At 71.2% G+C, this 18,715-nt stretch carries 17 protein-coding genes and 1 pseudogene; 17 read left to right on the top strand and 1 reads right to left on the bottom strand.

Going from position 1 to position 18,715, the window contains the following annotated elements; translation table 11 throughout:
• From QC282_RS31265 to nusB, 3 genes are all read left to right on the top strand, one after another.
• The coding region (locus QC282_RS31265) for an aminopeptidase P family protein (protein WP_279552965.1) at positions 1–1,070 on the top strand (1,070 nt) is incomplete at its 5' end.
• 60 nt (positions 1,071–1,130) lie between these two features.
• On the top strand, positions 1,131–1,697 hold the full coding sequence (gene efp / locus QC282_RS31260) for an elongation factor P (protein ID WP_006131211.1): 567 nt from the start codon (positions 1,131–1,133) through the stop codon (positions 1,695–1,697).
• Between the two features lie 2 nt (positions 1,698–1,699).
• Positions 1,700–2,134, top strand: coding sequence for a transcription antitermination factor NusB (nusB, locus tag QC282_RS31255; protein ID WP_279552964.1), 435 nt, complete (start codon positions 1,700–1,702; stop codon positions 2,132–2,134).
• 130 nt (positions 2,135–2,264) lie between these two features.
• Here nusB and bldD read toward each other — a convergent pair whose 3' ends face one another.
• A complete protein-coding gene (bldD, locus tag QC282_RS31250; protein ID WP_018549006.1) occupies positions 2,265–2,765 on the bottom strand; it encodes a transcriptional regulator BldD in 501 nt (166 codons plus the stop codon).
• A 265-nt stretch (positions 2,766–3,030) separates the two neighbouring features.
• Between bldD and pyrR the strand changes: the two genes are divergently transcribed.
• The 14 genes and pseudogenes from pyrR to QC282_RS31180 all read left to right on the top strand — a co-directional run.
• On the top strand, positions 3,031–3,609 hold the full coding sequence (gene pyrR, locus QC282_RS31245) for a bifunctional pyr operon transcriptional regulator/uracil phosphoribosyltransferase PyrR (RefSeq protein ID WP_279552963.1): 579 nt from the start codon (positions 3,031–3,033) through the stop codon (positions 3,607–3,609).
• 92 nt (positions 3,610–3,701) lie between these two features.
• Positions 3,702–4,682 (top strand): aspartate carbamoyltransferase catalytic subunit, encoded by a 981-nt coding sequence (locus QC282_RS31240; RefSeq protein ID WP_279552962.1) that lies wholly within the window; start codon positions 3,702–3,704, stop codon positions 4,680–4,682.
• A 5-nt stretch (positions 4,683–4,687) separates the two neighbouring features.
• Positions 4,688–5,974: a dihydroorotase gene (locus QC282_RS31235; RefSeq protein ID WP_279552961.1), complete on the top strand. Its 1,287-nt coding sequence runs from the start codon at positions 4,688–4,690 to the stop codon at positions 5,972–5,974.
• Positions 5,971–6,540, top strand: coding sequence for a hypothetical protein (locus QC282_RS31230; protein WP_279552960.1), 570 nt, complete (start codon positions 5,971–5,973; stop codon positions 6,538–6,540). The genes QC282_RS31235 and QC282_RS31230 overlap by 4 nt, the downstream gene beginning before the upstream one ends.
• Positions 6,537–7,709: a glutamine-hydrolyzing carbamoyl-phosphate synthase small subunit gene (gene carA / locus QC282_RS31225; protein WP_279552959.1), complete on the top strand. Its 1,173-nt coding sequence runs from the start codon at positions 6,537–6,539 to the stop codon at positions 7,707–7,709. Before QC282_RS31230 ends, carA begins: the two co-directional genes overlap by 4 nt.
• The gene (gene carB, locus QC282_RS31220; RefSeq protein WP_279552958.1) at positions 7,702–11,010 is read left to right on the top strand and encodes a carbamoyl-phosphate synthase large subunit; all 3,309 of its coding nucleotides are present in this window, start codon (positions 7,702–7,704) and stop codon (positions 11,008–11,010) included. The genes carA and carB overlap by 8 nt, the downstream gene beginning before the upstream one ends.
• A 70-nt stretch (positions 11,011–11,080) precedes the next feature.
• On the top strand, positions 11,081–12,187 hold the full coding sequence (locus QC282_RS31215; protein WP_279552966.1) for a quinone-dependent dihydroorotate dehydrogenase: 1,107 nt from the start codon (positions 11,081–11,083) through the stop codon (positions 12,185–12,187).
• Positions 12,184–13,029: an orotidine-5'-phosphate decarboxylase gene (gene pyrF, locus QC282_RS31210; protein WP_279552957.1), complete on the top strand. Its 846-nt coding sequence runs from the start codon at positions 12,184–12,186 to the stop codon at positions 13,027–13,029. The genes QC282_RS31215 and pyrF overlap by 4 nt, the downstream gene beginning before the upstream one ends.
• Positions 13,030–13,370: 341 nt before the next feature.
• Complete coding sequence (locus QC282_RS31205) at positions 13,371–13,694, top strand: integration host factor (protein ID WP_189901270.1); 324 nt, start codon at positions 13,371–13,373, stop codon at positions 13,692–13,694.
• Between the two features lie 37 nt (positions 13,695–13,731).
• Positions 13,732–14,289, top strand: coding sequence for a guanylate kinase (gene gmk / locus QC282_RS31200; protein WP_279552956.1), 558 nt, complete (start codon positions 13,732–13,734; stop codon positions 14,287–14,289).
• Positions 14,290–14,342: 53 nt separating this feature from the next.
• A complete protein-coding gene (rpoZ, locus tag QC282_RS31195) occupies positions 14,343–14,615 on the top strand; it encodes a DNA-directed RNA polymerase subunit omega (protein ID WP_030247008.1) in 273 nt (90 codons plus the stop codon).
• 119 nt (positions 14,616–14,734) lie between these two features.
• Positions 14,735–15,937: a bifunctional phosphopantothenoylcysteine decarboxylase/phosphopantothenate--cysteine ligase CoaBC gene (coaBC, locus tag QC282_RS31190; RefSeq protein WP_279552955.1), complete on the top strand. Its 1,203-nt coding sequence runs from the start codon at positions 14,735–14,737 to the stop codon at positions 15,935–15,937.
• Between the two features lie 240 nt (positions 15,938–16,177).
• Entirely contained in the window at positions 16,178–17,386 is a 1,209-nt protein-coding gene (gene metK / locus QC282_RS31185; protein WP_279552954.1) for a methionine adenosyltransferase, read from the top strand.
• 301 nt (positions 17,387–17,687) lie between these two features.
• Positions 17,688–18,715: pseudogene (locus tag QC282_RS31180) on the top strand (primosome assembly protein PriA); the annotation flags it as partial.

Here is an 18,715-nt window from a genome sequence, read left to right as displayed (position 1 = left end):
CGGCGCTCGTCTCCCGTCCCGCCAACGTGCGCGACCTCGCGGGCACCGCCCCCCGCGGCTCCGTCCTTCTCCTGGGCGCCACCGAGGACCTCCTCATCTGCACGGACCCCCCGGACGCCCACCCCACCCGCAGCGCCACCGGCTCCGACCGCCCCCTCCGGCCCCGCCCCGACGACACGCTGGAGGTCCGCACCCTCCCCACCCCCGGCCCCGACCCCGCCGCAGCCGCCGCCGAGGCGGCCACCCGGCAGGGCGCCGACTCCCTCGCCGTGGAGGAGCACCACCTCACCGTCGCCCGCCACCGAGGCATCCGCGAGATCGCCCCCCACCTGCGCCTCGCCGACCTCGGCGGCGCGGTCGAGCAGCTCAGGGTCGTCAAGGACGAGGAGGAGATCTCCTGCCTGCGCATCGGCGCGGAGATCACCGACCAGGCCCTGGGCGAACTCCTGGAATCGATCCTCGTGGGCCGCACCGAACGCCACCTCGCCCTCGAACTGGAACGCCGCCTCGTGGACCACGGCGCGGACGGCCCCGCCTTCCCGACGTCCGTCGCCACCGGCCCGCACGCCGGCCGCCGTGGTCACCGTCCCACGGACCGCCGCGTGGAGGAGGGCGACTTCCTCTCGGTGTGCCTGGGCGCCACCTACCGTGGCTACCGCTGCGAGATCGGCCGGACGTTCGTGATCGGTACCAGCCCCGCGGACTGGCAGATCGAGCTGTACGACCTGGTCTTCGCGGCGCAGCGGGCCGGACGCGAGAGCCTCGTCCCGGGCGCCGCCTACCGCGACGTGGACCGCGCGGCACGCCAGGTACTGGACTCCGCCGGGTACGCCCAGGCGCTCCCGGCGCTCACCGGACACGGCGTCGGGCTCGAAATCGACGAGGACCCTCAATTGGCCCCCACGGCCATGGGTAAACTGGACGCTTGCGTGCCGGTCACCGTCGAGCCGGGGGTCCACCTCCCGGGCAGGGGCGGCGTCCGGATCGATGACACGCTCGTCGTGCGCCCCGAGGCGGACGGCGGACCCGAGCTACTCACCATCACGACCAAGGAGCTGCTCGCGCTGTAGCGGCACAGCCGCGGCGCCTGCCCCGGGGTCGTCCACGTCAGTCCAGGAGATTCCGCAACCGTGGCTTCCACGAACGACCTCAAGAACGGCATGGTGCTCAAGCTCGAAGGCGGCCAGCTCTGGTCCGTCGTCGAGTTCCAGCACGTCAAGCCCGGCAAGGGCCCGGCCTTCGTGCGCACCAAGCTCAAGAACGTGCTTTCCGGCAAGGTCGTCGACAAGACGTTCAACGCCGGCGTCAAGGTCGAAACGGCCACCGTCGACAAGCGCGACATGCAGTTCTCCTACATGGACGGCGACTACTTCGTCTTCATGGACATGGAGACCTACGACCAGCTGATGGTCGACCGCAAGGCCGTCGGCGACGCCGCCAACTTCCTCGTGGAGGGCTTCACGGCCACCGTCGCGCAGCACGAGGGCGAGGTGCTCTTCGTGGAGCTCCCGGCCGCCGTCGAGCTGACGATCCAGGAGACCGAGCCCGGCGTCCAGGGCGACCGCTCCACGGGCGGCACCAAGCCCGCCACGCTGGAGACCGGCCACCAGATCCAGGTCCCGCTCTTCATCACCACCGGTGAGAAGATCAAGGTCGACACCCGCACGAGCGACTACCTCGGCCGGGTGAACAGCTAACCGTGGCTGCCCGCAACACGGCCCGCAAGCGTGCCTTCCAGATCCTCTTCGAGGGCGACCAGCGCGGCGCCGACGTCCTGACGGTCCTCGCGGACTGGATCCGGCACTCCCGGACCGACACCCGGCAGCCGCCGGTGAGCGAGTACACGATGCAGCTGGTCGAGGGCTACGCGGAGCACGCGAAGCGCATCGACGAGCTGATCTCCCAGTACTCGGTCGGCTGGACGCTCGACCGGATGCCGGTCGTGGACCGCAACATCCTGCGGCTCGGGGCCTACGAGCTGATCTGGGTCGACGAGACCCCGGACGCCGTCGTCCTCGACGAGATGGTGCAGCTGGCGAAGGAGTTCTCCACGGACGAGTCGCCCTCGTTCGTCAACGGACTGCTCGGCCGTCTGAAGGAACTGAAGGCGTCCCTGCGCCGCGACGAGGCGTAACAGGCACTTAAGGCACCGGAACGCCGGAGGGCCCGCAGCGATCCCGCTGCGGGCCCTCCGGCGTCCGTCCCGGGCCGCACACCCGGAGGCACGTTTCTGCTGTACCCCGTCCGTGCGATCCGGGGAACGGTCAGCTGTCCTCGTGGGCCACCGCGCGACGCGCGTCGGCGTCCAGCACGCCCCAGCTGATCAGCTGCTCGGTGAGGACCGACGGCGACTGGTCGTAGATGACGGCGAGAGTGCGCAGGTCGTCCTGGCGGATCGACAGCACCTTGCCGTTGTAGTCACCGCGCTGCGACTGGATCGTGGCCGCGTACCGCTGCAGCGGGCCCGCCTTCTCGGCCGGCACCGTGGCCAGCCGCTCCAGGTCCAGGACCAGCTTCGGCGGCGGCTCGGCCGCACCGCCGGGCGTCGTGCCCGGAAGCAGTTCCTGCACGGGAACGCCGTAGAAATCCGCGAGCTCGGCGAGGCGCTGCACGGTCACGGCACGGTCGCCGCGCTCGTACGAACCGACCACGACGGCCTTCCAGCGTCCCTGGGACTTCTCCTCGACACCGTGGAGGGAAAGGCCCTGCTGGGTGCGGATCGCCCGGAGCTTGGCCCCGAGCTGTTTGGCGTATTCGCTGGACATATAGCTCCCCGGCACTGTGTCGACGCGGCTGGTCTGATCCGTGCCGCGCGGCTGGTAACTCACTGTGAGGTTACGCAGCGTTACTCTTCCGCGTCAAGCCGAATGGGCCGCACCGACACTTCCGTGGCAGTGGCGCCCGACTGGGCCGAACGGGTGAGAGGAGGGCCCGGTCGGGGCGTGCCGCGGGCGCCTGCTACGGTTGAGAACGCAAATCCGACGTCCTTTAAGGTCCGTCCCGTGAGGCGGAGAAGGAGGTCCGTTTCGTATGGACAAGCACGACACGCAGTCCGATGCGCGGCCCGTTCTCGAAGGCCCCGACATCGCGCGGGTACTGACCCGCATCGCCCACGAGATCGTCGAGCGCGCCAAGGGCGCCGACGACGTGGTGCTCCTCGGCATTCCGACCCGGGGCGTCTTCCTCGCCCAGCGGCTCGCGGCCAAGCTCGAGCAGATCACCGAACGCAAGGTGCCGGTCGGCTCGCTCGACATCACCATGTACCGCGACGACCTGCGCATGCACCCGCCGCGTGCGCTGGCCCGCACCGAGATCCCCGGTGACGGCATCGACGGCCGCCTGGTAGTCCTCGTGGACGACGTGCTCTTCTCCGGCCGCACCATCCGCGCCGCCCTCGACGCCCTGAACGACATCGGGCGTCCGCGCGCGGTGCAGCTCGCGGTCCTCGTGGACCGCGGCCACCGCGAACTGCCCATCCGCGCCGACTACGTCGGCAAGAACCTCCCCACGTCGCTGCGGGAGACGGTCAAGGTCCTGCTCGCCGAGGAGGACGGTCGCGACACCGTGCTGCTCGGTGCCAAGCAGACCGCCCCGGGCGCGCAGCAGTAGGACACCGGCGTACGTCACCGGCGTACGGCCGTCCACTCACGCCCCTGCCTGCCCGAATTCTCCCTTATGAACTGCCTTACGGAGCCTGACAGATGCAGCGTCATCTCATCTCGGCCGCCGACCTCTCCCGCGACGACGCCGTCCTGATCCTCGACACCGCGGAGGAGATGGCCCGGGTCGCCGACCGGCCGATCAAGAAGCTGCCGACCCTGCGCGGCCGCACCGTCGTGAACCTCTTCTTCGAGGACTCCACGCGCACCCGGATCTCCTTCGAGGCCGCCGAGAAGCGGCTGTCCGCGGACGTCATCAACTTCTCCGCCAAGGGCTCCTCGGTGTCCAAGGGCGAGTCCCTGAAGGACACCGCCCAGACCCTGGAGGCCATGGGCGTCGACGCCGTGGTGATCCGGCACGGCGCCTCCGGTGCCCCGTACCGGCTGGCCAACTCCGGCTGGATCGACGCCGCCGTGATCAACGCCGGCGACGGCACCCACCAGCACCCCACCCAGGCCCTGCTGGACGCGTTCACCATGCGCCGCCGGCTCGTCGGCCGCGACGCCGGGCTCGGCCAGGACCTCTCCGGCCGGCGCATCACGATCGTCGGCGACATCCTGCACAGCCGTGTCGCCCGCTCCAACGTCGACCTGCTGCACACGCTCGGCGCCGAGGTCACCCTGGTCGCCCCGCCCACCCTGGTGCCGGTCGGCGTCGAGACCTGGCCCTGCGAGGTGTCGTACGACCTCGACAGCACCCTGACGAAGTCCGACGCGGTGATGATGCTGCGCGTCCAGCGCGAGCGGATGAACGCCGCGTTCTTCCCGACCGAGCGCGAGTACTCGCGGCGCTACGGCCTGGACGGCGACCGCATGGCGAAGATGCCGGAGCACGCGATCGTGATGCACCCCGGCCCGATGGTCCGCGGCATGGAGATCACCGCCGAGGTGGCCGACTCCGACCGCTGCACCGTCGTCGAGCAGGTCGCCAACGGCGTCTCCATCCGGATGGCCGTCCTCTACCTGCTGCTCGGGGGCAACGAGCCCGCCGTCACCCACGCCCGCACCGACGAGGAGAAGTAAGAACGATGAGCAAGACCCTGATCCGCGGTGCGAAGGTGCTCGGCGGCGAGCCGCAGGACGTCCTGATCGACGGCGAGACCATCGAGGCCGTGGGCACCGGACTGTCCGCCGAGGGCGCCGAGGTGATCGAGGCCGACGGCAAGGTGCTGCTGCCCGGCCTGGTCGACCTGCACACCCACCTGCGCGAGCCCGGTCGCGAGGACTCCGAGACGGTCCTGACCGGCACGCGCTCCGCCGCAACCGGCGGCTACACCGCCGTGTTCGCCATGGCCAACACCTTCCCGGTCGCCGACACGGCCGGCGTGGTCGAGCAGGTCTGGCGGCTCGGCAAGGAGCACGGCTACTGCGACGTGCGGCCCGTCGGCGCCGTCACCGTCGGCCTGGAGGGCCGCAAGCTCGCCGAGCTGGGCGCCATGCACGACTCGGCCGCGGGCGTCACCGTCTTCTCCGACGACGGCAAGTGCGTCCACGACGCGGTGATCATGCGCCGCGCCCTGGAGTACGTGAAGGCCTTCGGCGGCGTCGTCGCCCAGCACGCGCAGGAGCCGCGGCTGACCGAGGGCGCCGAGATGAACGAGGGCGTCGTCTCCGCGGAGCTGGGCCTCGGCGGCTGGCCCGCGGTCGCCGAGGAGGCGATCATCGCCCGGGACGTGCTGCTCGCCGAGCACGTCGGCTCCCGCGTCCACATCTGCCACCTGTCGACCGCCGGGTCCGTCGAGATCGTCCGCTGGGCCAAGTCCCGCGGTATCGACGTCACCGCCGAGGTCACCCCGCACCACCTCCTGCTCACCGAGGAACTGGTCCGGACGTACAACCCCGTCTACAAGGTCAACCCGCCGCTGCGCACCGAGCGTGACGTGATGGCGCTGCGCGAGGCGCTCGCCGACGGCACGATCGACATCGTCGCCACCGACCACGCCCCGCACCCGCACGAGGACAAGGACTGCGAGTGGGCCGCCGCCGCCATGGGCATGGTCGGCCTGGAGACCGCGCTGTCGGTGGTCCAGGAGACGATGGTGGAGACCGGCCTGCTCGACTGGGCGCAGGTCGCCGACCGCATGTCGTCCAAGCCCGCGCGGATCGGCCGGGCCGAGGGCCACGGCCGGCCCGTCTCGGCAGGTGAGCCCGCCAACCTCACGCTGGTGGACACGGCATACCGTGGGCCGGTGGACCCCGCGGGCTTCGCCTCGCGCAGCCGCAACACCCCGTACGAGGGCCGCGAGCTGCCGGGCCGTGTCACGCACACGTGGCTGCGGGGCAAGGCCACGCTCGTCGACGGGAAGCTCACGTGACATCTCTGATCCTGCTGGCCGCCGAGAAGGAATCGGCGGAAGTGACCGACTGGGCCGCCCGCATCGGCTGGGTGATCGGTCTCGCCCTCTTCGTCGTGCTCGTCTACTGGCTGATGCGCGAGGGCTGGAAGTGGCGCGGCACGCTCCAGAGCGACCTGCCGGACCTGCCCACCGCGCCGGACAGCCCCGGTCCGGCGAAACTGACCCTCAGCGGCCGGTACCACGGCTCGACCACCGCCGGGCAGTGGCTCGACCGCATCGTCGCGCACGGCCTGGGCACCCGCAGCCGGGTCGAGCTCACCCTGACGGACGCGGGACTGGACGTCGTGCGTCCCGGCGCGAACGACTTCTTCGTCCCGCGGGCGGCGCTGCGCGAGGCCCGGCTCGACAAGGGCATCGCCGGCAAGGTCCTGACCGAGGGCGGACTGCTCGTCGTCACCTGGGCGCACGGCGACAAGCTGCTCGACTCCGGGTTCCGCTCCGACCGGGCGGCGGAGCACAACGAGTGGGTCGACGCCATCAACACCATGATCGAAACCAACAGCACGGAAGGCGCCGAGCAATGACGACCTCCAAGCAGGGAAGCCCCTCGAAGAGGAAAGAAGCGCTTCCCGCCGTACTCGTCCTGGAGGACGGCCGGATGTTTCGCGGTCGCGCCTACGGGGCCGTGGGGGAGACGTTCGGCGAGGCCGTGTTCTCCACCGGCATGACCGGCTACCAGGAGACCCTCACCGACCCGTCGTACCACCGCCAGGTCGTCGTGATGACGGCCCCGCACGTCGGCAACACCGGCGTCAACGACGAGGACATGGAGTCCAGGAGGATCTGGGTCTCCGGCTACGTCGTGCGCGACCCTGCGCGCGTGCCGTCCAGCTGGCGCTCGCGCCGCTCCCTCGACGAGGAGCTGGCCGCACAGGGCGTCGTCGGCATCAGCGGCATCGACACCCGGGCCCTCACCCGGCACCTGCGTGAGCGCGGCGCCATGCGCGTCGGCATCTTCTCCGGCAACGCGCTGCCCGACGAGGGCACCATGCTCGCCGAGGTCCGCCAGGCCCCCGAGATGGCGGGCGCGGACCTGTCCGCCGAGGTGGCCACCACCGAGCCGTACGTCGTCCCCGCGATCGGCGAGAAGAAGTTCACCGTCGCCGCCGTCGACCTCGGCATCAAGGGCATGACCCCGCACCGCATGGCCGAGCGCGGCATCGAGGTGCACGTGCTGCCGGCGACCGCGACCGTCGAGGACGTGTACGCGGTCAATCCGGACGGCGTGTTCTTCTCCAACGGCCCCGGCGATCCGTCCACCGCCGACCACCCGGTCGCCCTGATGCAGGCGGTCCTGGAGCGCGGCACCCCGCTGTTCGGCATCTGCTTCGGCAACCAGATCCTGGGCCGTGCGCTCGGCTTCGGGACGTACAAGCTGAAGTACGGCCACCGGGGAATCAACCAGCCCGTGCAGGACCGTACGACCGGCAAGGTCGAGGTCACCGCGCACAACCACGGCTTCGCCGTCGACGCGCCGCTCGACAAGGTCTCCGACACCCCCTACGGCCGCGCCGAGGTCTCCCACGTCTGCCTCAACGACAACGTGGTGGAGGGCCTCCAGCTCCTCGACCGTCCGGCCTTCAGCGTCCAGTACCACCCCGAAGCGGCAGCCGGCCCGCACGACGCCGCCTACCTGTTCGACCGCTTCACGTCTTTGATGAGCACAGTCCTGATGGAGGGCCAGCGTGCCTAAGCGCACCGATATCCAGTCCGTCCTGGTCATCGGCTCCGGCCCGATCGTCATCGGCCAGGCCGCCGAGTTCGACTACTCCGGCACCCAGGCGTGCCGCGTACTCAAGGCCGAGGGCCTGCGCGTCGTCCTGGTCAACTCCAACCCGGCGACGATCATGACCGACCCGGAGATCGCCGACGCCACGTACGTCGAGCCGATCACCCCGGAGTTCGTCGAGAAGATCATCGCCAAGGAGCGGCCCGACGCCCTGCTGCCGACCCTGGGCGGCCAGACGGCCCTGAACACCGCGATCTCGCTGCACGAGAACGGCGTCCTGGAGAAGTACGGCGTCGAGCTGATCGGCGCCAACGTCCAGGCGATCCACAAGGGCGAGGACCGCGACCTGTTCAAGGAGGTCGTCGAGGAGGTCCGCAATAAGATCGGCCACGGCGAGTCCGCCCGCTCCTACATCTGCCACTCCATGGACGACGTGCTGCGGGGCGTCGAGGAGCTCGGCGGCTACCCGGTCGTCGTGCGCCCCTCCTTCACCATGGGCGGCGCCGGCTCCGGCTTCGCCCACGACGAGGAGGAACTGCGCCGCATCGCCGGGCAGGGCCTCACCCTCTCGCCGACCACCGAGGTGCTCCTCGAGGAGTCCATCCTCGGCTGGAAGGAGTACGAGCTGGAGCTGATGCGCGACAAGAACGACAACGTCGTGGTCGTCTGCTCCATCGAGAACTTCGACCCCATGGGCGTGCACACCGGCGACTCGATCACCGTCGCGCCCGCGATGACGCTGACCGACCGCGAGTACCAGGTGCTGCGCGACGTCGGCATCGCGATCATCCGCGAGGTCGGCGTCGACACCGGCGGCTGCAACATCCAGTTCGCGGTGAACCCGGCCGACGGCCGCGTCATCGTCATCGAGATGAACCCGCGCGTGTCCCGCTCCTCGGCGCTCGCCTCGAAGGCGACCGGCTTCCCGATCGCCAAGATCGCCGCGAAGCTCGCCGTCGGCTACACCCTCGACGAGATCCCGAACGACATCACGCAGGAGACCCCGGCCTCCTTCGAGCCGACGCTCGACTACGTGGTCGTGAAGGCGCCCCGCTTCGCCTTCGAGAAGTTCCCGCAGGCCGACTCCACGCTGACGACGACCATGAAGTCGGTCGGCGAGGCCATGGCCATCGGCCGCAACTTCACCGAGGCCTTCCAGAAGGCGCTGCGCTCGCTGGAGAAGAAGGGCAGCCAGTTCACCTTCGTCGGCGAGCCCGGCGACAAGGAGGCCCTGCTGGAGGAGGCCGTCCGCCCGACGGACGGCCGCATCAACTCCGTCATGCAGGCCATCCGCGCGGGCGCCACCCCCGAGGAGGTCTTCGCGTACACGAAGATCGACCCCTGGTTCGTCGACCAGCTCTTCCTCATCAAGGAGATCGCCGACGAGCTCGCCGAGGCGCCCGAGCTGACCCGCGAGCTGCTCGCCGAGGCCAAGCGGCACGGCTTCTCCGACCAGCAGATCGGCGAGATCCGCGGCCTGCGCGAGGACGTCGTCCGCGAGGTGCGGCACGCCCTCGGCATCCGCCCGGTCTACAAGACGGTCGACACCTGCGCCGCCGAGTTCGCCGCGAAGACCCCGTACTTCTACTCCTCCTACGACGAGGAGAGCGAGGTCGCGCCGCGCGAGAAGCCCGCGGTGATCATCCTGGGCTCCGGCCCGAACCGCATCGGCCAGGGCATCGAGTTCGACTACTCCTGCGTCCACGCCTCCTTCGCGCTGAGCGACGCCGGGTACGAGACCGTGATGGTCAACTGCAACCCGGAGACCGTCTCCACCGACTACGACACCTCCGACCGCCTGTACTTCGAGCCGCTGACGCTGGAAGACGTGCTGGAGGTCGTCCACGCCGAGCAGCAGGCCGGCCCCGTCGCGGGCGTCATCGTGCAGCTCGGCGGCCAGACCCCGCTCGGCCTGTCCCAGGCGCTCAAGGACAACGGCGTACCGATCGTCGGCACCTCCCCGGAGGCCATCCACGCCGCCGAGGACCGCGGCGCCTTCGGCCGCGTCCTCGCGGAGGCCGGCCTGCCCGCGCCCAAGCACGGCACCGCCACCACCTTCGCCGAGGCCAAGGCCATCGCCGACGAGATCGGCTACCCGGTCCTCGTCCGCCCGTCGTACGTGCTGGGCGGGCGCGGCATGGAGATCGTCTACGACGAGGCCCGGCTGGAGGCGTACATCGCCGAGTCGACCGAGATCAGCCCCTCCCGGCCGGTCCTGGTCGACCGCTTCCTGGACGACGCGATCGAGATCGACGTCGACGCGCTGTACGACGGCGAGGAGCTGTACCTCGGCGGCGTCATGGAACACATCGAGGAGGCCGGCATCCACTCCGGCGACTCGGCGTGCGCCCTGCCCCCGATCACCCTGGGCGGCTTCGACATCAAGCGGCTGCGCGCCTCCACCGAGGGCATCGCGCGCGGTGTCGGGGTGCGCGGCCTGATCAACATCCAGTTCGCGCTGGCCGGCGACATCCTCTACGTCCTGGAGGCCAACCCGCGCGCCTCGCGCACCGTGCCCTTCACCTCGAAGGCGACCGCGGTGCCGCTGGCGAAGGCCGCCGCCCGCATCTCGCTGGGCGCGACCATCGCCGAACTGCGCGCCGAGGGCCTGCTCCCGGCCAACGGCGACGGCGGCGAACTCCCGCTGGACGCGCCGATCTCCGTCAAGGAGGCCGTCATGCCGTGGTCGCGCTTCCGCGACATCCACGGCCGCGGCGTCGACACCGTCCTCGGCCCGGAGATGCGCTCCACCGGCGAGGTCATGGGCATCGACTCCGTCTTCGGCACGGCCTACGCCAAGTCGCAGGCCGGCGCCTACGGGCCGCTGCCGACCCGGGGCCGCGCCTTCATCTCGGTCGCCAACCGCGACAAGCGCTCGATGATCTTCCCGGCGCGCGAGCTGGTCGCGCACGGCTTCGAGCTGCTCGCCACGTCCGGCACGGCCGAGGTGCTCAAGCGCAACGGCATCAACGCCACCGTCGTGCGCAAGCAGTCCGAGGGCCCCGGCCCGAACGGCGAGCGGACCATCGTCCAGCTCATCCACGACGGCGAGGTCGACCTCATCGTCAACACCCCGTACGGCACGGGCGGCCGCCTCGACGGCTACGACATCCGTACGGCGGCCGTGGCGCGGTCCGTGCCCTGCCTGACGACGGTCCAGGCGCTCGCCGCGGCGGTCCAGGGCATCGACGCGCTCAACCACGGCGACGTGGGCGTCCGATCCCTTCAGGAACACGCGGAATTCCTGACCGCGGCCCGCGACTAGCAGCCCCGAGGGGGACACCGGAAACGGTGTCCCCCTCTTCATGAGGCTTCATGAGGACACCAGGACACCCATGTACAAGATCTTCTTCAATCTGGTCTTCCGGCGCATGGACGCCGAGCGGGCCCACCACCTCGCCTTCCGCTGGATCCGCCTGGCCGCCCGCGTCCCGGTGCTGCGCACCTTCGTCGCGGCGGTGCTCGCGCCCCGCCACAAGGAGCTGCGCACCGAGGCCTTCGGCCTGCGCATGCACGGCCCCTTCGGACTCGCCGCCGGCTTCGACAAGAACGCCGTCGCCGTCGACGGCATGGCCATGCTCGGCTTCGACCACGTCGAGATCGGCACGGTCACCGGCGAGGCGCAGCCGGGCAACCCGAAGAAGCGGCTGTTCCGCCTGGTCGAGGACCGCGCGCTGATCAACCGCATGGGCTTCAACAACGACGGCTCGCTCACCGTCGCCGCCCGGCTGGCCGCCCGCAACCCCGTCTTCAGGACCGTCGTCGGCGTCAACATCGGCAAGACGAAGGCCGTCCCCGAGGAGGAGGCCGTCGCCGATTACGTGAAGTCGGCCGAGCGGCTCGCCCCGTACGCCGACTACCTGGTCGTCAACGTCTCCTCGCCGAACACGCCCGGGCTGCGCGACCTCCAGGCCGTCGACCACCTGCGCCCGCTGCTCAGCGCCGTCCGCGAGGCCGCCGACCGGAGGGTCCCCGCCCGGCGCGTCCCGCTCCTGGTGAAGATCGCGCCGGACCTGGCCGACGAGGACGTCGACGCGGTCGCCGACCTGGCCGTCGAGCTCGGTCTGGACGGCATCATCGCCACGAACACCACCATCGCGCGCGAGGGCCTCGGCCTGACCTCCGACCCGGCCCTCGTCCAGGAGACCGGCGGCCTGTCCGGCGCCCCGCTGAAGGCACGCTCCCTGGAGGTGCTGCGCCGCCTGTACGCGCGCGTGGGCGACCGCATCACCCTGGTCGGCGTCGGCGGCATCGAGGACGCCGAGGACGCCTGGCAGCGCATCCTGGCCGGTGCCACGCTGGTCCAGGGCTACAGCGCCTTCGTCTACGAGGGCCCCTTCTGGAGCCGCGCCGTCCACAAGGGCCTCGCCGCGCGCCTGCGCACCAGCCCGTACGCCACCCTCGCCGACGCGGTCGGCGCCGACGTCAGGAAGCCCGTATGACAGTTCTGGAGCCCTTCGGCGCCCGCCTGCGCCGCGCCATGGACGAGCGCGGCCCGCTGTGCGTCGGCATCGACCCGCACGCCTCCCTGCTCGCCGAGTGGGGCCTGAACGACGACGTGGCGGGCCTGGAGCGGTTCAGCCGCACGGTCGTCGAGGCGGTGGCCGACCGGGTGGCCGTGCTCAAGCCGCAGAGCGCGTTCTTCGAGCGCTTCGGCTCGCGGGGCGTAGCGGTGCTGGAGAAGTCGGTCGAGGAGGCCCGCGCGGCCGGCGCGCTGGTCGTCATGGACGCCAAGCGCGGCGACATCGGCTCGACCATGGCCGCGTACGCCGAGTCGTTCCTGCGCAAGGACGCGCCGCTGTTCTCGGACGCGCTGACCGTCTCCCCGTACCTCGGCTACGGCTCGCTGAGCCCGGCGGTCGCGCTGGCCCGGGAGAGCGGCGCCGGCCTGTTCGTGCTGGCGCTGACCTCCAACCCGGAGGGCGGCGAGGTCCAGCACGCGGTGCGGTCCGACGGGCGCAGCGTGGGGGCGACGGTGCTGGCGCACCTGGCCGCCGAGAACGCGGGGGAGGAGCCGCTGGGCTCCTTCGGCGCGGTGGTCGGCGCGACGCTCGGCGACCTGGCGGCGTACGACCTGGACATCAACGGCCCGCTGCTCGCCCCCGGCATCGGCGCGCAGGGGGCGACCCCGGCCGACCTGCCGCGCGTGTTCGGCGCCGCGGTGCGCAACGTGGTGCCGAACGTCAGCCGTGGTGTGCTGCGGCACGGGCCCGACGCCGGGGCGCTGCGCGCGGCGGCCGAGCGCTTCGCCGAGGAGATCCGCGACGCGGTGACCTCAGGCTGAGCACGCCGGACCGTCCGCGGGGTGCTCCCGGAGTCCTTCCCCCCGCTTCCGGGAGCCGCGGCCGGATGATCCACCGCGGGCTTGAGCCTGGATACATCCTCAAATCCAGGGCATTATGTCCTAAATGTCTGGCCTGACGGAGGCTGACCAGGACTTTTCCGCTGTTCTCGCTGACTCTGGCGGACTTGCCCGCTAGTCTCCGACGAGTGAGGGCACCTCCCACGCCCTCCAGGCAGTGGGGAGAACGGGCTGAGCGTGTTGCTCGTGGCTCCCCAGGTGTGGGGCGACTAGGTTCCTCACCGGTCCGTATCCGACAGTTCGACATCCGAGGTGACGTAGGCGTGGCTCTTCCGCCCCTTACCCCTGAACAGCGCGCAGCCGCGCTCGAAAAGGCCGCCGCGGCTCGCCGGGAGCGGGCCGAGGTCAAGAATCGACTCAAGCACTCCGGCGCCTCCCTCCACGAGGTCATCAAGCAGGGCCAGGAGAACGACGTCATCGGCAAGATGAAGGTCTCCGCTCTCCTTGAGTCCCTGCCGGGCGTGGGCAAGGTCCGCGCCAAGCAGATCATGGAGCGACTGGGCATCTCCGAGAGCCGGCGTGTGCGTGGCCTCGGTTCCAACCAGATCGCCTCCCTGGAGCGCGAGTTCGGCGGCGCCGGCTCCTGAGTCCCGGGCACCCCGGGATTGCTGGAATAATCGCTGCATGAGTGAACGTCCGCGGCTGACCGTGCTCTCCGGCCCCTCCGGGGTCGGCAAGAGCACGGTCGTCGCCCATATGCGCAAGGAACACCCCGAGGTCTGGCTCTCGGTCTCGGCGACGACCCGCAAGCCCCGCCCGGGCGAGAAGCACGGAGTCCACTACTTCTTCGTCACCGACGAGGAGATGGACAAGCTGATCGCCAACGGCGAGCTGCTGGAGTGGGCCGAATTCGCCGGCAACCGCTACGGCACGCCGCGTGCGGCCGTGCTGGAGCACCTGGAGGCGGGTGTCCCCGTCCTCCTGGAGATCGACCTCCAGGGTGCCCGGCAGGTCCGCGAGTCGATGGCGGAGGCCCAGCTGGTGTTCCTGGCTCCGCCCTCCTGGGAGGAGCTGGTGCGCAGACTCACCGGCCGGGGCACCGAGCCGCCCGACGTGATCGAGCGCCGCCTGAGCGCGGCCAAGATCGAGCTCGCGGCCGAGCCGGAGTTCGACGAGACCCTGGTCAACACCTCCGTCGAGGATGTGGCGCGCGAGCTGCTAGCCTTGATGGATGTTGTGTGATCACGGGTGATGTGATCACGGCCGATCTTTTCCCATCCATCGGAAGGTAGAGCGTGTCCTCTTCCATCTCCGCGCCCGAGGGCATCATCAACCCGCCGATCGACGAGCTCCTCGAGGCCACCGACTCGAAGTACAGCCTCGTGATCTACGCGGCCAAGCGGGCCCGCCAGATCAACGCGTACTACTCGCAGCTCGGCGAGGGCCTCCTCGAGTACGTCGGTCCGCTCGTCGACACCCACGTCCACGAGAAGCCGCTCTCGATCTCCCTCCGGGAGATCAACGCGGGGCTGCTGACGTCCGAGGCCGTCGAGGGCCCGGCGCAGTAGTATTCACAGCTTGCAGTTGGTTTCCACAGGCCCGGCAGTCACGCTGCCGGGCCTGTGGTGTGTGATGGAGGCGTGCGCTCGTCGTCCGGCGCACCCGAGCCGAGCATGCGGGAGAGACGGTGGACAAGCCGAAGGTCGTTCTGGGGGTCAGCGGCGGCATCGCGGCGTACAAGGCCTGCGAGCTGCTGCGCAGACTGACGGAGTCGGGCCACGACGTCCGCGTCGTCCCCACCGCGTCCGCGCTGCACTTCGTCGGCGCGGCCACCTGGTCCGCCCTGTCCGGCCACCCGGTCTCGACCGAGGTCTGGGACGACGTGCACGAGGTGCCGCACGTCCGCATCGGCCAGCACGCCGACCTGGTCGTCGTCGCCCCGGCCACGGCCGACCTGCTCGCCAAGGCCGCCCACGGCATCGCCGACGACCTGCTCACCAACACCCTCCTGACCGCCCGCTGCCCGGTCGTCTTCGCCCCGGCGATGCACACCGAGATGTGGGAGCACCCGGCCACCCAGGAGAACGTGGCCACGCTCCGCCGCCGCGGCGCCCTCGTCGTCGAACCGGCCGTCGGGCGCCTCACCGGCGTCGACACCGGCAAGGGCCGGCTGCCCGACCCCGCCGAGATCTTCGAGGTCTGCCGCCGGGTGCTGGCCCGCGGCGTCACCGGGCCCGACCTCACCGGGCGGCACGTCGTGGTCAGCGCCGGCGGCACCCGTGAACCCCTCGACCCGGTCCGCTTCCTCGGCAACCGCTCCTCCGGCAAGCAGGGCTACGCCCTCGCCCGCACCGCCGCCGCCCGGGGCGCCCGCGTCACCCTGATCTCGGCGAACGCCGCCCTGCCCGACCCGGCGGGCGTCGACGTCGTCACAGTGGGCACGGCCGTCCAGCTGCGCGAGGAGGTGCTGAAGGCGGCCGCCGACGCCGACGCGGTCGTCATGGCCGCCGCCGTCGCCGACTTCCGCCCGGCGGCCTACGCCACCGGGAAGATCAAGAAGAAGGACGACCAGGAGCCCGAGCCCATCGCCCTCGTCCGCAACCCGGACATCCTCGCGGAGATCTCCGCCGACCGCGCCCGCCCCGGCCAGGTCGTCGTCGGCTTCGCCGCCGAGACGGACGACGTCCTCGCCAACGGCCGCAAGAAACTCGCCCGCAAGGGCTGCGACCTCCTCGTGGTGAACGAGGTGGGCGAGCGCAAGACCTTCGGCGCCGAGGAGAACGAGGCCGTCGTCCTGGGCGCCGACGGCAGCGAGACACCCGTGCCGCACGGGCCGAAAGAGGCGCTGGCCGAAACCGTGTGGGACCTCGTGGCCGAACGGCTGGGCTGAAAGCTGCACCCGGCTCACAGGTTCCTGAAACCACGCCCCTGCGGGCGCGGCGACTCTGGCCAAGCGCGCTTGCGATTGGGCAGAATGCGGGTGCCGCAGGTCACAGCGCTCCCGAGAGGCGAGACGGGGGGTCCAGTGGCCGAACGCGACCGATAAACTGTTTCTCGGACGTCGCCGGGCGCAGCCCCCGGCCCGTCCACCAATGATCAGCCAGCAGCCGCTGCAACCCCAGGGAGCGTTGTGTCCCGTCGCCTGTTCACCTCGGAGTCCGTGACCGAGGGTCACCCCGACAAGATCGCTGACCAGATCAGCGACACCATTCTCGACGCGCTCCTGCGCGAGGACCCGACCTCCAGGGTCGCGGTCGAGACCCTGATCACCACCGGCCTCGTGCACGTGGCCGGCGAGGTCACCACCAAGACCTACGCGGACATCGCGACCCTCGTCCGCGGCAAGATCCTCGAGATCGGCTACGACTCCTCCAAGAAGGGCTTCGACGGAGCCTCCTGCGGTGTGTCGGTGTCGATCGGCGCGCAGTCCCCGGACATCGCGCAGGGTGTGGACGCCGCCTACGAGGCCCGCGTCGAGGGCGACGAGGACGAGCTGGACCGGCAGGGCGCCGGCGACCAGGGCCTGATGTTCGGCTACGCGACGGACGAGACGCCGACGCTGATGCCGCTCCCGATCTTCCTGGCGCACCGCCTGTCGAAGCGCCTGTCCGACGTGCGCAAGAACGGCACGATCCCCTACCTGCGCCCGGACGGCAAGACGCAGGTCACCATCGAGTACGACGGCGACAAGGCGGTCCGCCTGGACACGGTCGTCGTCTCCTCGCAGCACGCCTCCGACATCGACCTGGACTCGCTGCTGGCGCCGGACATCCGCGAGTTCGTGGTCGAGCCGGAGCTGAAGGCGCTGGTCGACGAGGGCATCAAGCTCGACACCGACAGCTACCGCCTGCTCGTCAACCCGACCGGCCGCTTCGAGATCGGCGGCCCCATGGGCGACGCCGGCCTCACCGGCCGCAAGATCATCATCGACACCTACGGCGGCATGGCCCGGCACGGCGGCGGCGCCTTCTCCGGCAAGGACCCGTCCAAGGTGGACCGTTCGGCGGCGTACGCGATGCGCTGGGTCGCCAAGAACGTGGTCGCCGCGGGTCTCGCCTCCCGCTGCGAGGTCCAGGTCGCGTACGCGATCGGCAAGGCCGAGCCGGTCGGCCTGTTCGTGGAGACCTTCGGGACCGCCAAGATCGACGCCGAGAAGATCGAGCAGGCGATCGACGAGGTCTTCGACCTGCGCCCGGCCGCGATCATCCGGGACCTCGACCTGCTGCGGCCGATCTACGCCCAGACCGCCGCGTACGGCCACTTCGGCCGTGAGCTGCCCGAGTTCACCTGGGAGCGCACGGACCGCGTGGACGCGCTGCGCAAGGCCGCGGGTCTGTAGCCCGTCAGGCACGTCAGGAGGCCCGGCACCCTTCGGGGGCGCCGGGCCTCGGCGCGTCCGGGGCCGGAAACGGCTCGCGGACGGCTCCCGGGTCCGTGACGCCGGTGGTGGCTGACACCGCGGCGCCCGGTGCGAAGGGGGCGGACACCTCCGGGCTCGTGGAGCCCTCGCGGGTCGCATCCCGTCGTCGGCCGGGCATGCCCGGTGACGTGGCCGAGTGGTCGATGGCAGAGTGCGCGCCGCCGCCGAAGAGGATCTCGGGCGCCGTCGGATGTCAGCGGGCTTTGGTAAGAATGCAAGCGTGAGCAGCGAGAACGAACAGACCGACGGCGGCGCGGACGGCGCGCCGCCCGAGCAGCTCGCGCTCATCCGGGAGAGCGTGCGCAAGGCGAGGACGCCGCGTGCCAAGCCGCGGACCTGGCGGGGCGCCGCGCTGGCCAAGGACCTGCCCGTGGCCCGCGTCCTCGTCGACAAGGGTGTGCTGCACCTCGACCGGTACTTCGACTACGCCGTGCCCGAGGAACTCGACGCGGACGCCCAGCCCGGGGTGCGGGTGCGGGTGCGCTTCGGGGCCGGGCGGCACCGGGTGCGGGACGGGCGGCGCGAGGGCGGCGGCCTGATCGACGGGTTCCTCGTGGCGCGGCTCGCCGAGTCCGACTACTCCGGGCCGCTGGCCGCGCTGGCCCAGGTCGTCTCTCCCGAGCGGGTGCTCAGCGACGAACTGCTGGGGCTGGCCCGGTCCGTCGCCGACCGGTACGCGGGCAGCCTCGCCGACGTACTGCAGCTGGCCGTGCCGCCGCGCAACGCCCGCGCCGAGCAACGGCCCTCACCGGCGCCACTGCCACCACCGGCCGCACCGGACCCCGGATCGTGGACGCGCTACGAGCGCGGGCCGGCCTTCCTCGAGTCACTCGCCTCGGGAGGCGCGCCGCGCGCCGTGTGGAGCGCGCTGCCGGGCCCCGAGTGGAGCGACGAGCTGGCGCGCGCCGTGGGAGCGACGCTGGCGTCGGGACGTGGCGCGCTCGTCGTCGTCCCCGACGGCCGGGCCGTCGCGCGGGTCGACGCCGCGCTGACCGCGCTGCTGGGGGAGGGCCGGCACGCCGTGCTCACCGCCGACGCCGGCCCCGAGAAGCGGTACGCGCAGTGGCTCGCCGTGCGCCGGGGCGCGGTGCGGGCGGTCGTCGGGACGAGGGCCGCGATGTTCGCACCGGTCCAGGATCTCGGGCTGGTCGCCATCTGGGACGACGGCGACGACAGCCACAGCGAGCAGCACGCCCCGCAGCCACACGCGCGCGAGGTGCTGCTGCTGCGCGCCGCACAGGTCCGGTG

It is taken from the genome of Streptomyces sp. DH24, from assembly GCF_029813775.1.
In the GTDB taxonomy this organism is placed as follows: Bacteria; Actinomycetota; Actinomycetes; order Streptomycetales; family Streptomycetaceae; genus Streptomyces.
This window is presented reverse-complemented; position numbering and strand designations above follow the sequence as displayed.